Consider the following 15,211-nt stretch of genomic DNA (forward strand, 5'->3'; position numbering starts at 1 on the left):
TGTCGTCTAACGTTAGAAGGGCTTCAGCCGGTCACCAAAGGGATGGCAAGGCTAAGGAAATTGCGGGCACATAAGTGATGAACATCAACAAGATCAGCATGCCGGCAAAGAATGGCAGGATTGCCCGGCTGAGGCTTTCGATGGAAACCTTGGAAATGCTGCTGGCCACGAACAGGTTTACACCCAATGGCGGTGTGCAGAACCCAATGGCCAGGTTGACCGTCAAGATGACACCAAAAACGATCGGATCGACACCCAGTGCGGTTGCAACCGGCAGCAGGATCGGCGTCATGATGATGATCGAAGAAATCGTTTCCATGAACATGCCGATCACCAGCAACAGCAGATTGATCAGCAACAGAATGATGATCGGATTGTCGGATAGGCTGGTGATTGTTGTTGCGAGCTCAGTCGGGATTCTTGCGAGCGTGATCAACCTGCCAAAGGCGGTCGCCATGATTACCAATATCAGAATGGTCCCGCTGGTCTTCGCACTGCCCGCCAAAACCTCTGGCAGGTCCTTGAGGGTGATGTCGCCATAGACGAAGATGCCGATGAAGGCGGCATAGACTACGGCCACGGCACCGGCTTCGGTTGGGGTGAAGATGCCGCTATAGATGCCCCCAAGGATAATCACGGGTACGAGAAGCGCCCAGATGGAAGACCGGAAGCTCTGCCAGACGCCCGGACCTGAGAACGTAGTCGTCGATTGGTGAACAACCTCGTCCTTTCGCAGCAGAACACGAGCGACCAACATGAACATGAGGGCAAAAAGGATGCCAGGAACAACACCTGCAAGAAACAGTTTGCCGATCGAAACCTCGGCAGTTACCCCATATATGATGAATGGAATACTTGGCGGTATCATAACGCCGATCATTCCTGAGGATGCCGTCAATGCGCCGCTGAATTTGCGCGTATAGCCAACCTTTTCCATCTCAGGGATCATGTTCGACCCAATGGCGGCTACGGTCGCAGGAGACGAACCGGATATGGCGGCAAAGAACACGCAGGCGAGTACGTTCACATAAGCAAGCCCACCGCGGATATGCCCGATCAGTGCGTTAGCGAACCCAACCAGTCGACGAGACATTCCGCCGTGCTGCATTAGGTCGCCAGCGAGGATGAACAAGGGAACAGCAATCAGGGGAAATGAGTCCGCGCCTGTTACCACGGACCGTGCCAAAAGAACCATGGGTGGGGTGCCATCCACAAAGACCATCACGATCATGGTGGCTAGGCCCAGACAGATGCCAATTGGCACGCTGAAGAGCAGAAGGGCGAAAAGCGTCAGGAAGAGCGTTGTTGCAAGCATGCCGGGTTCCTCACGCTTTGGTTCCTGCGATCAGACGCAGGGTTCGGATCAGATGTTGAGTGACGCGGATCGTGGACAGGCCAGCGCCAATCGGCGCCGAAGCATAAAGGATCGGAATCGGTAGTCCCAAAACGACCGAAGTCTGGCTGGCGACAAAAGGCTGTCGGATAAGCTTGATGCATTCAATTGTCAGAACGATCAGAAATCCAAGGACAAGAAGCGCGATCACAACATCCGCGTAAAGCCTTGCGCGCTCGCTCAGGACATCACGCAGGACCGTGATACGCACATGATCGCCTGTGTGGAATGCATAGCTGACGCCAAGCCAGACAAACCATACAAACAGCCAAAGCGTTAGCTCTTCGCCCCATGAAAGAGAGGCATTCAGAATGTAGCGCATGAACACATTGCCAAAGATCAACAAGACAATCGCGGCCAAAAGTGCACTGGCTAAGACCTTTTCGGCATTCATATCGATCCATTTGATAACCGACACCGTTCACCTCCCCTTGAACGAAAGGGGCACCCGAACCTTCATGGCACGGGTGCCCGTATTGGCTGAGTAGTCCGAGGGTCAGCTTCCGCTCGCTGCGGAAACCGCTGCTACCCAGTCGTCATAGGCTTCAGCGCCAACCTCGTCGCGATACTGCAGACGGACGCTTTCGGTTTTGTCGGCAAAGGCCTGTCGCTGCTCGGCAGTCAGTTCCAGAACCTCGACACCAGCAGCACGGATCTGTTCCAGCTGTTCCGCATCTTCGCTTGCGACCAGTTCCGCCTGATAGTCACGTGCGGCGGCCATCGAGTCCCGCACCAGTTGCTGATGCTCTGCGGACAGCGAGTCAAAGAACGGTTTGGAGATGACGGGCATATAGACCGCAAAGACATGGCCCGTGGTCGAAAGGTATTTCTGCACCTCGTAGAAACGCTGTGAAGTAATGATCGCCAGTGGGTTTTCCTGGCCGTCGATCACGCCTTGCTGGAGAGCAGAATAGACCTCACCAAAGTTCATTGGCGTCGGGTTGGCCCCGAGCGTTTCGAATGTCGCTACATGTGCCGGAACCTTCATGGTACGCAGCTTGACACCCTCGAGATCCGCGGGGGTTGCAACCGGACGGACATTGTTGGTCACGTTGCGTACACCCAACTCCAACCAGCCAAGACCGACCAGCCCCTGGTTTTCGACCCGTGCAAGCATGTCATCACCGGCATCGCCATCAAGAACATCAAAGGCGATGTCTTTGGAGGAATACATGTACGGCAGTTCAATTACTGCAAAAGCCGGATCCCAGCCCGCGAAGAAAGAAGAAGGAGGAATGGCCATTTCGAGAACGCCGGTTTGAACACCTTCGATCATCTCGCGATCAGGGCCCATCTGCGACGAAGGGAATATCTGTACGTCGATCTCACCATTCGAGCCAGCTTCGACCAGTTCTTCAAATTTCAGTAGCGCGCGATGCATGTGAAACGCTTCTGCTGCGCCATGCCCAACCTTAATGACTGTTTCAGCGGATGCTGCAAAAGCAAGCCCGGCTGACATGACGACGCCAAGCGCCAATGTTGATTTCTTGAACAAGGTATCCTCCCACGGATTTAGTCATTTTCGATCTATTATCTGAGATATCAGATATAATATATAAATCAAGCTTACATGTGCTATTGTGTTGGAGAGACGAAATAGGACGAAGTGAAAATGACCGAGATTTTGCAGATTAAGCGCCCGGATTCGTTGAGTAAAACTGCTGAAGAGCATATCCGAAAAGGCATAATCAATGGCACGTTTCAATTGGGTGAATCGTTGCCGGAAGTGAAGCTGTCAAATGCCATGGGCATCAGCAAAACTCCGATTCGCGAAGCGCTATCAGCTTTGAATCTTCAGGGGCTCGTTCAGATCTTTCCTCATCGAGGAGCCTTTGTATTCTCTCTTTCTCAAGAGGACGTGGTGCAGCTTTGCCAGTATCGGCTCATCCTAGAATCTGCAGCTTTGGAGCAGGCGCTTGAAAAGAACCCCTCGGTTCTGATCAATGAGCTGTCTACAATTGTTTCGAACATGTCAGAAGCGCAGGAAGCGGATGAATTCGAGCAGTACTTGGAACTTGACGGCGAGTTTCACGACGCGTTTTTCAGGTCCTGCGGAAACAGTTACCTGCGGGATGGATATCAAAAAGTCAGTGATATCGTCCAAACTATGCGGACACATCTGTCCAAGCGTTCCAATCGAACGAAGAAATCTTACAAGGAACATCAAGCGATCACATCGCTATTGGGCGAGGGTAAAGTAAAAGCAGCAACGAACACCCTCAAACGTCAAATCACTCGCGGTGAGCGTTCTTATTCCGATTTGGTTGGTCTGAAGCAAGTATAGTTGTTCTGCCATCTGGGTCTTGTCAGAAGAACTTTGCTTGAGCGGGGCAGGGCGGTTGCGTAGCTTTTGCCTATGATCAGGCCTGCCTCTTTTAAGTACTTCAAAACCAGTCCCGAGATCATCCGCCTTGCGGTGATGCTGAACATCCGCTTCCCGCTCTCGCTTCGGAATGTCGAAGACCTGCTGCACGAGCGAGGCATCGACGTGAGCCACAAAACTGTCCGGTATTAGTGGAACAGGTTTGGTCCGGTGTTTGCTTCTGAGACCCGAAGAAAGCGTATTCAGCAATTTAGAACATACTCCAAATGGAAGTGGCATGTGGACGAGGTCTTTGTGAAGGTAAATGGCAAGAGGCATTATCTTTGGCGGGCCGTTGATCACGAAGGTGAGGTGTTGGAAGCCGTTGTCACGAAACGGCGAAACAAAGCTGCAGCACTGAAATTCCTCAATAAATTGATGAAGCGGCATGGTTGCGCCGAAGAGTTCGTTACCGACCATTTTGCATCCTATGAGGCTGCGCTCAGACAATTGGGTGCACTCGAAAAACAGCAGACGGGAAGGTGGCTCAATAACCGCGTCGAGAATTCACACCTTCCTTTCCGACGACGCGAACGCGCGATGCAACGTTTCAGGCGCATGCGAAGTCTACAGAAATTCGCCTCCGTCCATTCCTCCGTATACAACCACTTCAACCAGGAAAGATCGCTGACCAGCCGAGACACCTTCAAGCTGACCCGCGCCGCCGCTCTTAGCGAGTGGCGTCAACTTTGTTCCGAATAGGTTCGCAGTTTCCGCGGCAAACTGAGACTGGTTCGAATTCGTCTGACAGCACCAACTGCTGCAATCTGACCTAAAGCAGACACTGGTCTAAACTTCAGGCTGCGTATGGACTTCTTTCTTCTCTGATAGAGTTAATGCATTGTGCATGAGCATGTTTCGGGGATTGCATGAAGATAGACGAATACGATTTTGTCATTGTTGGTGCCGGTTCGGCCGGCTGTGTCGTTGCCGAAGGATTGAGTCGCGATCCGTCAGTTTCTGTCTTACTTCTCGAAGCCGGGCCAATTGACCGTAACGTCATGATACAAATTCCCGCCGGAGTTTATCGGGCCTTCCGAAACAAACGGATCAATTGGAATTACGTATCGGAACCCGAAGCCGGGTTGAATGGCCGCCGGATACCAACCCCGCGAGGGCGAGTTGTGGGAGGGTCTTCTTCGATCAATTCAATGGTCTATATGCGTGGCCATCCAGACGATTTTAACCGCTGGGAGCGCGATCATGGACTTGCGGGTTGGGGGTATGCCGACTGCCTTCCTTATTTCAAGGCAGCCGAAAGCTATGATCAAGGAGCCAATGATTGGCGAGGAAACTCGGGCCTTCTAAAAGTAACGCGCACAGATAACACTGACCCACTATACGACGTTTTTCTTGAGGCTGGCGCACAAGCCGGACAGGGAGCAAGTGATGATCTGAACGGTCAGCGTCCTGAGGGCGTGGCGCGCTATGACGCTACGAAAAGCCGCAATCGCAGGTGCAGCGCCGCAACAGCTTACCTGACCCCGGCATTACGGCGCCCGAACCTCAAAATGCAAACTGGAGCCCATGTCGAAAAACTGGAAATTCGCCGTCACCGCGTTGAGGGTGTGACGTTCCAGCTGGCTGGGGAGCATAAGACTGTAAGGGCGAAACGAGAAGTTGTCTTGTGTGGCGGAGCGATCAACTCGCCTCAATTGCTCATGTTGTCCGGTATAGGTCCGGCGGATCATTTGCGTGATTGCGGCATCCAAGTTCTTGCTGATTTGCCTGGCGTTGGCCAAAATCTTCGGGATCATGCCAAGATAAAGCTGCAGTTTGCCTGCCGCAAACGGCTTGCATTTCACCGCATCGGCAATCCTTTGGTCAGGGCGACCGCAGGGGTGCAATGGGCCCTGACCGGCCAGGGCATCGCTACGTCCAACATATGGGAAGCGGGTGGCCTCATACGCAGCAACGATGATGTTTCCCATCCCAATCTTCAGTACCATTTCGGCCCCTTGGGATTTACGGTTCAAGGGGATCGTATCACGATCAATCAGGCGTTCTCAGTCAACGTAGATCATGCAAGACCACGAACGAAAGGCTACATCGAACTTAACCGCACCACGCCTCGGGGACCACCAAGGTTGCATTTCAATTATCTTGCCGACCCCGACGACCTGCGCGAAATGGGAGAAGGTGTGCTCCGCGCGCGAGAGCTTGTGGCGCAACCGGCCTTTGACGAATTTCGCGGCGCGGAAATGACTCCGGGTGCCGATTGTCGAACAAGTGAGGATATCGAGGCCATGCTGCGCGAGAGAGTGGAAACCGCTTTTCATCCGTCGTGCACCTGTCGGATGGGCCATGATGGACTGGCGGTGGTTGATAACAAATTTCGTGTGCACGGAATTGAAGCCTTGCGCGTAGTGGATGCTTCGGTTTTGCCAGAGATTACGAGCGCCAATCTCAATGCACCTACGATGATGATCGCGGCCAGGGCTGTGGATTTCATGCGGAATGCACCACAGTTGAAACCGATGCACGAAGAGGCGGTCCGCACAGGTAAGGAGCGCGCGCGATACAATTCTGTTGAATGTTGACTCAGGCTTTCTGGTCGCTGACAGCACAATGGGCATCTAAGCTGACTTTTGCGTCAACTGTAGCGAGTTTACGCTTCGTCCCCCAAACTGTGAGTTCGGACAGCACCATAGCGCGCAATCGCGGCGAAAGACCGGTAAGCGGATTGCGGCTGCAGCATCGTGAGGGTGGGACGAAGGTCCGGAAAGGGCCGTGAGACTCAGTTGGGGCGGGCAGCAGCGCTGCCTGCCCTGGAACAATACCTGTCCTCTCATGCCGAGGCTGTCTTGGGGCCAACTGCCTTCAACAGCCGTGCAAAGATCATCACATGCGTGACCAAAAGTACCGGCACAAAGAATGTTGGAATGAACCAAGTGGGGCCAAAGTAGTTAATTGCCTCGGCCTGGCGCAAGGCGTTCACCAGATCGACAGTACCAAGGATGTTGAAACCCCACACCAACGGAAGGGCAACCACTGATCTCCATCGCAAAGCGATAAGCGCGGCGATTGCCAGAAACGCCGAGAGTAGATCGCCATAGCTGGCGCTGGTTGCGAACACCTCGGGCAAACCTCCGTTGTTGAGATTTGGTACCATGAAGCTCATTCCGATGTGTCGGAAAGCATGCGGCAGCAGCAGCATTGAGAGCGCCGCAGCCACCGACAGCCGTGCAAGCCAAGGTGCAACGTACCATGCCGCGATCAGAGCAAAGACAAAGAGACTCATCGCGAATTGAAGAAGGAATATCACTGTGGGGGTCATCTGATCGATCCTTTCGATATGCGTCTGTTTACGTGAATAGGGGGTGGGCAGACCTTCATGCTCGAGCCGCAGTTTGCGATACGCTCGCCTCGGCCCGGATCGTCCCCAGTGAAGCGGCAGGAGTAATCTCTTGGGCTTTTCCAGTGGCGACATCGTAAAGCAAGGCCGAGACGGTGATCGCGTCCGGTACCTCCGGTGCTGCCGCTAGACGCTTGATGTCTGCCGAAAGGTCGCTTTCCTGATCCGTGATCGCGTATTCGGATACGTCAATCCCAAGCTTTTTCAACAGCGCGTCCTGAAGGTCCGGATTGGACAGCCGCTCGGCTCCACATTGTGTGTGCTGCATCAGGATGACGTTGAACCCCTGTTCGCGGCCCTCCGTCATAGCGCTCACCAGAAAGGCGAGGGTGGCGATTTCTTCGATTGCGGCGCGCGTAACCCGTCCGCCATTGTTTCGGATCACAACCGCGTCGCCAAGCTCCAGTCCGAGGATGTGCGCGGGATCGACCCGGGCATCACCGCAGGTCAGAACAACCGTTCGCAACTTTGGCAGGATAGGCAGGTTAGCACTGTCAAAGCCCGCAGAGAATTCTTGGTTTCGAGTGATAAGTTCGTCCTGAATGTTCATTTAGAGGTCCTTTCGTCTTGGGGGACAATCCTTCGTCGTTTGCGGTCTCAGGCAACACGCTTCGGTTCGGTTTGTACGTCCTTGGGTTGGTGCTTTTCTGTCCAGGCCGCATTGTCCTGACAGTACGAAGCGGATGAGAGCTGCACGTAGTCTCGCTGCTTCTGAGCGTGATCAAGATCGAACGGGCGCGTCGTGAGAATCTTCAGGAAGATGCCGATCGCGCCTATGCTGCGGGACAGGCTGCGCACCAGGTCGGGTTGTTCAGCGACCTTGCGCCGTACAATGCTTTCGAAGGCTTCAGGTTCGTGTCCGCTGACTTGGAACACGTCTTCGGTTGGGGCGTTCACCGCGAAGGCGCCTCGCCGGTACTCTTCTGAATAGATTGCAAGCTGGGTGACTGCCGCTTCCGAATAGTTTGCTGGGCGAAGGGCTTTCAGCGCCTTGACCATCATTCGTTCGGAAATATCGACATAGCGTACCCGCCGCCCCAGCGCGCGGCCCATTGCTTCGGCGATCTCGTTGGGCGACAGCAGCGTTGGACCCGTGGGACGATAAGTCTTGCCTGCATGGTGTGCCGGATCCGTCAAGGCACCGACAACCACGCGGGCAATGTCTTCGTTTGAGGGGGCGGCATTCTTCTTCACGTCACCGTCGCCGAGCGGCATCGTGAACTTCCCAAGATGGGCCGCCATGCCCAGTACCATCAGGTAGTTTTCGGCAAACCAGCCGACATTCACCGTGGTCACAGACATCTCGGGACGCATGCCGATCAGGATATCACCCAGGTATACTTCACGTGTAAACAGTGATGGGTGATCTACGCTCGAAAGCCATTGGCTAAGTGTAACGACGTGTTCGACCTTTGCTTCGTAAGTCGCAGCGGTGAAGACCGCGCTGAAGTGCAGCCCATTGGGTGCTGTCGGAGCGCATTGATACGCCCGCTGCACGCCTTTCATCGCCGAGCGCATGTCGCTCAGGGAATACTGGTCACCCACGAATAGTTCAGCGCCCGCGCGTTCGAGAATATCAGAGCGATGATCCCTCTGCCGTATGAAAGCGCGGACAGGATAGGCTTTGGCTCTGAGTTGAAGCGCGACTTGCAGCCCGGTCTTGCCGCTTGCGCTGGTGACGAGGATCTTAGGCTTGGCAGGCACGGGCACACTCCTTTAGATGATGCTTGCAATCTAAAATTTAGATGATACATGTAATCTTAATTGTCAACCCCGCCTAGGAGCGCGAAAATGCCGAGAATGTCGGAAGTGGAAAAAAGGCGCAGTCACAACAGGATACTGGATGCTGCAGCACAGTTGTTCCGCGAACGCGGGGTCGAAGCGACAAGCGTCGCTGACGTCATGAAGGCAGCCGGAATGACACATGGTGGTTTCTACCGGCACTTCGAGTCGAAAGAGGATTTGATCGCGACAGCCTTCCGGCACGCGATCGACGATGTTGTTTCAGGCATGGAACGCGAGGAATCCAGCGAAGGGCGAGGGAAGGAACGTCAGGACTACATAGCCAAGTACCTGTCCCAAGCTCATGTTCAAGACAGTCGGCATGGATGTCCGTTGGCGGCGATGGGAACCGAGCTTGCCCGCACCAAGGGCGCATCTCGGCACGCGGGCGCTCAAGCTTCGGATCGCATGGCGGCCCTTTTGCGGAACACGCCGGAAACCGGCTCGGACCAGGGCCTGGCTGCGATGGCACTCCTGATGGGTACGATCACTCTGGCTCGTTTGGCAGGAACTGAAGACGAGGCGGACCGAGCTCTGGAGGCCGGACGCACTGCCGTAGTTTTGCTGCAGGATCATTGGCCGAAAGGCAGGTCTTAAACTGCGGCAGGGTATTCCGCGAGATTGGCGGCTATGTTGTGCGTTGTGTGAATTCGTTCTGTCGTCGATCATGCAGCGGCAGCGAATGGCAGCTTCGACGGGCCGCACAGCCGCAATCAGAACCTGTGGTCAAGGTCGGCTCTGGGCCGACGTCGGCTGGCGTAATGCTGAAGGTCTGCCAATGGCTGCGAAGGAGACCAAAGTAAGGTCTTGTCAGAAGAACTTGGGTTGAGCGGGGCAGGGCGGTTGCGTAGCTTTTGCCCATGACCATACCTGCCTCTTTCAAATACTTTAAGACCAGTCCAGAGATCATCCGCCTTGCGGTGATGCTGTACATCCGTTTCCCGCTCTCGCTTAGGAATGTTGAAGATCTGCTGCACGAGCGAAGCATCGACGTGAGCCACGAAACTGTCCGGTATTGGTGGAACAGGTTTGGCCCAATGTTTGCTGCTGAGATCAGACGGAAGCGTTTTTAGCAATTGAGAGCATACTCCAAATGGAAGTGGCACGCGGACGAGGTTTTCGTGAAAGTGAATGGCAAGAGACACTTCCTCTGACGGGCTGTCGATCATGAGGGCGAAGTGCTGGAAGCAATCGTCACCAAACGCCGAAACAAGCAGGCCGCGTTGAAATTCCTCATGAAATTGATGAAGCGACACGGTAAAGCGGAAAACGTCGTCACGGATCGCTTCGCCTCATACAGAGCCGCGCTCAGAGAGCTGGGCACGCTCGAAACACAAAAGACGGGAAGGTGGCTCAACAACCGCGTCGAGAACTCGCACCTGCCGTTTCGACGACGCGAACGCGCGATGCAACGTTTCAGGCGCATGCGAGTCTACAGAAATTCGCCTCGGTCCACTCCTCCGTCTACAACCACTTCAACCAGGAAAGATCGCTCGCAACCAGAGATACCTTCAAGCTGACCCGCGCCGCCGCTCTTAGCGAGTGGCGTCAACTTTGTTCCGGATAGGTTCGCGGTTTCCGAGGCAAACTGAGACTAGTTCGAATCCGTCTGACAGCACCGCCATATTAAAGGCGAAATCGACCACCTTCTGACTGCCTTTTGAACCGGCCAGTGTGCCGACTTTTCACAATGCAATTGAAAATTTCTGGCTTTGGTAACCTCTGGCCAACAGTCACCACGTGATGCGTATCGGTGACATCGCCCAAACCATTGTTGCCTCTTTCTCCGTCTTGTTGCGAAAGCGATGCGCGATCATGGATGGGTAGGAAAAGCTGTCTCCTTCGCGCAATGAAATGATCTCGTCCCCGAGACGTAGCTCAACTTCACCGCTAAGAACTATGGCGTGTTGCTCACCTTCAAAAGAATAGCCTTCGAGTGGCTGGGGTGGTTCTCCTGCGCCGGGGCGGAACCGTGATAGGATCAAGTAACAATGGCCGGACAATGTGCTTGAAAGCAACTCGTCCTCAAAACCTAATTCATCAGTTGAGCGCGTGTACATCGCGGACAGCGCCCTACGGTTTTCGCGTCGCACGACGTGCTTTCGCTCAAGAGGCCCGTTGCCTTCCTGTTTGGGAAAGAACCAATTGGGTTCAACTGCAAGCGCATCGCTGATTTCGCCAAGCAGGTCGTTCGACACCTTGGCTGCCCCAAGTTCAATTCGGCTGAGATAGGCTTTGGAGCACGACACCACCTCGGACAGGTGTTGTAGGGTCAATCCACGCGCTTTGCGCACTTCGCGAATTTCACTGCCGAGCCTTTGGGCGTCGGTCTGAGACACGTCACTTTTCATGACTTCAGAATAAATGATTTTAGTTGACTTTTCGAGCTTAAATCAACTTAGTTGAAAAGAAAGAGAAAAATCAACTGATTTTCCATCGGCTGGGAGAAAGTTATGCGCTTTGATTTGATTGCCAATTTTAGCCCCGGTGAGACGATTCCATGGACGCGCACGCTGGAGATGGTCCTCGAACAGTGTTCGCTGGCCGAACAGGCAGGGTTCACGACCGCATGGTTCACCGAGCATCATTTTGCCCATAACGGTTACATGAATGCGCCGCCCAACCCGATCCAGATGGGGACCCACGTTGCCGCGCATTGCAAGACGCTGCGAGTTGGAACAGCACCCATCATTTTGCCTGACTGGCATCCTTTGCGCGTGGCTGAAGATGCCGCGATGCTGGATAATATGACGCTGGGCCGTTTTGATTTCGGCGTCGCCAAGGGCATCAATGAACGCTCGACCCTCCAGTTCAATAAATATGCCGACCGACGCGATAATGCCAAGGTTATGCGGCTGTATCAGGAAAGCCTTGAGATTATCCTGAAAGCCTGGACCAACGAAGCGTTCACCCATCATGGCGAGTTCTATCAATTCCCTGTTCCCGGCTGGAAAGAGAGCAACCGGTTCTTTGACCCTCTGGATCCGCGTTATCACGATGAAGATGGCGAATACAAAGCGATGTATGTGCATCCGCGCCCCTATTCCAACCCTCACCCTCCGGTCTGGCTGATGTCAAATGCACCGCCCACATTCAAACTGGCCGGGGAACGCGGTTGGGGCGTGATCTCGATGGCGGCTGGCCCCAAGGCGACGCTGGCCTGTTGGGAGCCCTACCGCCAGGCCCTGTCGCAACGCGAAGGGCGCGAGGTAAGTCTTGGCGAGGGCGTTGGTGTCTGCACAGCGTTTTATGTCGGTGAAAGCATGGAAGAAGCGGTGAACACAATCCGTGGTCCGATCAATGCCTATTACGAATTTCTCGGCGGGTCGCGCCCCAAGGGGGAATGGACCAAACACGGCTATCTGGATGTCGGCGAAGAGATGACCCCCGAAGATGAGGACATGGACTGGTTCGATTTCCTCAACAAACGCGGGATCATTGTGGTGGGTGATGCCGAATATGTTGCGGATCGTTTTGCAGAACGGCAGGAAACCATCGGCCTCGATCACCTCATGCTGATGCAGCAATATACCGGCGTACCTTACGAGAAAATTCTGGCCAGCTGGTATCGTCTGTTTGAGCATGTCGTTCCCAGGTTCGGCACGCAGTCCATCGCGCAAAAAAGGATGCTGGAACATGCTTGAGATTTGGGGGCGACCCTATTCGTCGAACGTCATTCCGGTGATCTGGACAGCGAATGAACTGGGGTTGGACTACGCGCTGCAACTTGCCGGGGGCAGCTTTGGCAAGCTCGACACCGAGATGTATGCGCAGATCAATCCCAACAAGATGATCCCGGCGATCCGCGACGGGGATTTTGCGCTGTGGGAAAGCCTTGCCATCGTACGCTACCTCTGTGATCGATACGGGGCAGGAACGCTGAGCCCATCCGATATTCAGACCCGCGCGATTGCGGATCAATGGATGGAATGGTCGGCAAGCCGCGCCTTTGGACCGGTGATCTATCTGTTCTTCGCAACGGTGCGCACGCAACCGGGCAAGCGTGACCCCGAAAAGATCGCCAAGCTGCGCGATGAGGCGCACGAGGCCCTGACCCTTCTGGACCGGCACCTTGCGGAGCGCACCTATGTCTGCGGTGACAGCTTCACCATGGCAGATATTCCCTTGGGATGTGTGGCCTATCGTTATTTTAACGTCGAGGTCGACCGCCCGTCCTTGCAGAATGTCGAGGCCTGGTATCAGCGGCTGGCGGAACGCCCCGCCTATCAGGATCACGTCATGCGCCCGTTCGGGACCAACCCCGATGAATGGGCTGCCTTAGAAAAAGCCTGTGCCAGCGAAGGGGTGTTATGATGGACCTCCGAGAATATCGCCGCGCACTTGGCGCCTTTCCGACGGGTGTTACCATTGTAGCCACCTATGACGCGGACAGAGAACCGTGGGGTCTGACCGCCAACTCATTCACTTCGGTCTCATTGCAGCCGCCGGTGATCTCGGTCTGTGTTGCAAAGTCAGGCCGGGTCTTCCCAACGCTGTCGCAATCGGATCATTTTGCGGTCAATATCCTGTCGGCCGAGCAGAAAGACCTTGCTATGCACTTTGCAAGCGATGTCGAAAACCGATTTACCGACACCGATTGGATCCCCGGAACCGCGACCCCCTTGATCCCCGGTGCCTCGACGCATTTGGAGTGTACGGTTCACAGCAGGGTCGACGCAGACGATCACGAGATCCTCTTGGGCCGCGTCATCAACTACGCCCACGCACCCGCTCCGCCCCTTGTCTTTTGCCGCGGCGCGTTCTTCTCCGCGCCCCAACCCGAGGCTTCATCATGAGCGATCATCTGACCTTTCACACACGCTTCGGCCCTGATGAATTCGACGCTCAATATAATCTAAGGGCAGGGCGACCGGACTATGAAGTGACCGTCATTCCCGGTTGGAGCAGCGATAGCGAGACAGCGCGCGCCACCTGCGATTGCAGCCTGGACCTCCGCTATGGGGAAGGCGAGAAGCAAAGGTTGGATGTCTTCCGCTGCTTGGACGCGGCTGCTCCGACATTGGTCTATTTCCACGGCGGCTATTGGCAGCGTGGTGACAAATCGATTTACAGTTTCATAGCGCCATCCTTTGTTGCGGCGGGGTTCAATGTTGTTGTCGTCGGCTACGATCTTTGCCCATCCGTGACCATTACGCGTATTTCAGAAGAAGCGCGTGAGGCCATGGCCTATATCTGGCGCAACGCGCGCGATCTGGGCATCAATCCAGACCGCATCACCGTGATGGGTCATTCCGCTGGCGGACATATCACCCAGATGATGATGGCGACTGATTGGCCTGCGTTTGGTGATGATCTTCCCGCGGACCTGATAAAATCCGGTATCCCGGTGTCACCGCTCAGCTATCTCGAACCGGTCCGTCTGACCGAAGCGCTGAATGCGGGCATCCGCATGGATCCAACAGAAGCCGAGGCTGAAAGCCCGATGACCAACCACCCCCCGGTCACCAATGCGCCTCAACTGGTTGTGGTCGGCGGTGCGGAAACCGAGGAATTCCACCGACAGGCACGCATGTATGTCGAAAAATACGAAACAGCAGATCGCAAGGTGGGTCTCTATTTCGTGCCGGGCGTGGATCACTTTGACGAACTGAATGTGCTTGTCGACCCGGCAAGCCCTTTCTTCAAACACACTTGCGACATGCTTCAAGGAAAAGGACTGCAATCATGACCGCTTTGACCCGTGACCTTGTCGACTCGGTCGGCGACGCTTTTAACTCGAACGACATTGACGCTGTTATGAAGCATTTTGCAGACGACGCGACATTTGACCATGCTGTTGGCCCCGAACAACATGGCATACGTCTGGAAGGTGCCGAGGCCATTCGCAGCGCCTTTTCATCCCTGTTTGAAAAGGTTGCGAACGTGCATTGGGAAACACTTGACTGCACCATTTCTGGAAACAAAGCCTGTTGTGAATATCGCCGCACGGCCACGCACAAGGATGGCACCAAGGAAGAGTTTCTAAGCGTTGACATCTTGACCTACCGTGATGGGCTGATCGTTCACAAAGACACGTATTATAAGCAACGCACAAGCTGATCCGACAGTCTCGGACGCAGCCAGACACGCAGTCGTTTTACCGAACCTTTCCCAGTTTGGTGCCGCTGGGGTTGCTGGCCCGAGCGGCTGTGACTTCTAAAGCCAGGTTTCATTTCCAGATTGGGGCTAAGCGCTTCTGGCGTAGAAATTCAGGTGTTGAAATCCCGACCTTTGAGCGTCATGTGTCCACTGGATGCAATCTTAGGGCGAGGCCGGTTTGGACGTTCAGCCGAGATGTATGATTGCGGATCTATCGGGT

The 15,211-nt window shown here is 54.7% G+C and carries 15 protein-coding genes and 2 pseudogenes; 10 read left to right on the forward strand and 7 right to left on the reverse strand.

Features of this window, described 5'->3' with window-relative positions; genetic code table 11:
* Positions 1-31: 31 nt before the first annotated feature.
* The 3 genes from ACR0B8_RS02180 to ACR0B8_RS02190 all read right to left on the reverse strand — a co-directional run bounded on the left by ACR0B8_RS02180 (position 32) and on the right by ACR0B8_RS02190 (position 2,888).
* The gene (locus ACR0B8_RS02180) at positions 32-1,315 is read right to left on the reverse strand and encodes a TRAP transporter large permease (RefSeq protein WP_226688646.1); all 1,284 of its coding nucleotides are present in this window, start codon (positions 1,313-1,315) and stop codon (positions 32-34) included.
* A 10-nt stretch (positions 1,316-1,325) separates the two neighbouring features.
* Positions 1,326-1,811 carry a TRAP transporter small permease gene (locus ACR0B8_RS02185; RefSeq protein ID WP_480657829.1) on the reverse strand — a complete coding sequence of 162 codons (486 nt, stop codon included), beginning with the start codon at positions 1,809-1,811 and terminating at the stop codon, positions 1,326-1,328.
* Between the two features lie 78 nt (positions 1,812-1,889).
* A complete protein-coding gene (locus tag ACR0B8_RS02190; protein WP_226688645.1) occupies positions 1,890-2,888 on the reverse strand; it encodes a TRAP transporter substrate-binding protein in 999 nt (332 codons plus the stop codon).
* Positions 2,889-3,005: 117 nt separating this feature from the next.
* Between ACR0B8_RS02190 and ACR0B8_RS02195 the strand changes: the two genes are divergently transcribed.
* From ACR0B8_RS02195 to ACR0B8_RS02205, 3 genes and pseudogenes are all read left to right on the forward strand, one after another.
* Positions 3,006-3,677, forward strand: a complete 672-nt coding sequence (locus ACR0B8_RS02195; RefSeq protein WP_170357717.1) for a GntR family transcriptional regulator — start codon at positions 3,006-3,008, stop codon at positions 3,675-3,677.
* Positions 3,678-3,749: 72 nt separating this feature from the next.
* A pseudogene (locus ACR0B8_RS02200) lies at positions 3,750-4,457 on the forward strand (IS6 family transposase).
* 167 nt (positions 4,458-4,624) lie between these two features.
* On the forward strand, positions 4,625-6,295 hold the full coding sequence (locus ACR0B8_RS02205; protein WP_226688644.1) for a GMC family oxidoreductase: 1,671 nt from the start codon (positions 4,625-4,627) through the stop codon (positions 6,293-6,295).
* Positions 6,296-6,543: 248 nt separating this feature from the next.
* On the opposite strand, the gene ACR0B8_RS02210 is transcribed toward ACR0B8_RS02205, so the two are convergent.
* From ACR0B8_RS02210 to ACR0B8_RS02220, 3 genes are read right to left on the reverse strand one after another with little or no spacing between them, the layout of a single operon-like run.
* Positions 6,544-7,032 carry a hypothetical protein gene (locus ACR0B8_RS02210; RefSeq protein ID WP_170357719.1) on the reverse strand — a complete coding sequence of 163 codons (489 nt, stop codon included), beginning with the start codon at positions 7,030-7,032 and terminating at the stop codon, positions 6,544-6,546.
* A gap of 55 nt (positions 7,033-7,087) precedes the next feature.
* Positions 7,088-7,660: a carbonic anhydrase gene (locus ACR0B8_RS02215; RefSeq protein WP_226688643.1), complete on the reverse strand. Its 573-nt coding sequence runs from the start codon at positions 7,658-7,660 to the stop codon at positions 7,088-7,090.
* A gap of 47 nt (positions 7,661-7,707) precedes the next feature.
* The gene (locus ACR0B8_RS02220; protein ID WP_226688642.1) at positions 7,708-8,814 is read right to left on the reverse strand and encodes an NmrA family NAD(P)-binding protein; all 1,107 of its coding nucleotides are present in this window, start codon (positions 8,812-8,814) and stop codon (positions 7,708-7,710) included.
* An 87-nt stretch (positions 8,815-8,901) separates the two neighbouring features.
* Here ACR0B8_RS02220 and ACR0B8_RS02225 point away from each other — a divergent pair, with 87 nt between their 5' ends.
* Together ACR0B8_RS02225 and ACR0B8_RS02230 are read left to right on the forward strand one after the other, a co-directional pair.
* Positions 8,902-9,489, forward strand: a complete 588-nt coding sequence (locus ACR0B8_RS02225) for a TetR/AcrR family transcriptional regulator (protein WP_226688641.1) — start codon at positions 8,902-8,904, stop codon at positions 9,487-9,489.
* A 263-nt stretch (positions 9,490-9,752) separates the two neighbouring features.
* Positions 9,753-10,459, forward strand: a pseudogene (locus ACR0B8_RS02230) (IS6 family transposase).
* A 166-nt stretch (positions 10,460-10,625) separates the two neighbouring features.
* Here the strand turns inward: ACR0B8_RS02230 and ACR0B8_RS02235 are convergent.
* Positions 10,626-11,231 (reverse strand): helix-turn-helix domain-containing protein, encoded by a 606-nt coding sequence (locus ACR0B8_RS02235; protein WP_226688640.1) that lies wholly within the window; start codon positions 11,229-11,231, stop codon positions 10,626-10,628.
* Between the two features lie 114 nt (positions 11,232-11,345).
* Between ACR0B8_RS02235 and ACR0B8_RS02240 the strand changes: the two genes are divergently transcribed.
* From ACR0B8_RS02240 to ACR0B8_RS02260, 5 genes are read left to right on the forward strand one after another with little or no spacing between them, the layout of a single operon-like run.
* Positions 11,346-12,536, forward strand: coding sequence for an LLM class flavin-dependent oxidoreductase (locus ACR0B8_RS02240; protein WP_480657825.1), 1,191 nt, complete (start codon positions 11,346-11,348; stop codon positions 12,534-12,536).
* Positions 12,529-13,206, forward strand: coding sequence for a glutathione S-transferase family protein (locus ACR0B8_RS02245; protein WP_170348206.1), 678 nt, complete (start codon positions 12,529-12,531; stop codon positions 13,204-13,206). Before ACR0B8_RS02240 ends, ACR0B8_RS02245 begins: the two co-directional genes overlap by 8 nt.
* Positions 13,203-13,688, forward strand: coding sequence for a flavin reductase family protein (locus ACR0B8_RS02250; RefSeq protein WP_170357731.1), 486 nt, complete (start codon positions 13,203-13,205; stop codon positions 13,686-13,688). Before ACR0B8_RS02245 ends, ACR0B8_RS02250 begins: the two co-directional genes overlap by 4 nt.
* Positions 13,685-14,581 (forward strand): alpha/beta hydrolase, encoded by an 897-nt coding sequence (locus tag ACR0B8_RS02255; protein ID WP_226688638.1) that lies wholly within the window; start codon positions 13,685-13,687, stop codon positions 14,579-14,581. Before ACR0B8_RS02250 ends, ACR0B8_RS02255 begins: the two co-directional genes overlap by 4 nt.
* On the forward strand, positions 14,578-14,952 hold the full coding sequence (locus ACR0B8_RS02260) for a nuclear transport factor 2 family protein (protein WP_170357735.1): 375 nt from the start codon (positions 14,578-14,580) through the stop codon (positions 14,950-14,952). Before ACR0B8_RS02255 ends, ACR0B8_RS02260 begins: the two co-directional genes overlap by 4 nt.
* The last annotated feature ends 259 nt before the right edge of the window (positions 14,953-15,211 follow it).

The sequence above is a fragment of the Ruegeria sp. BH6 genome (assembly GCF_056538105.1).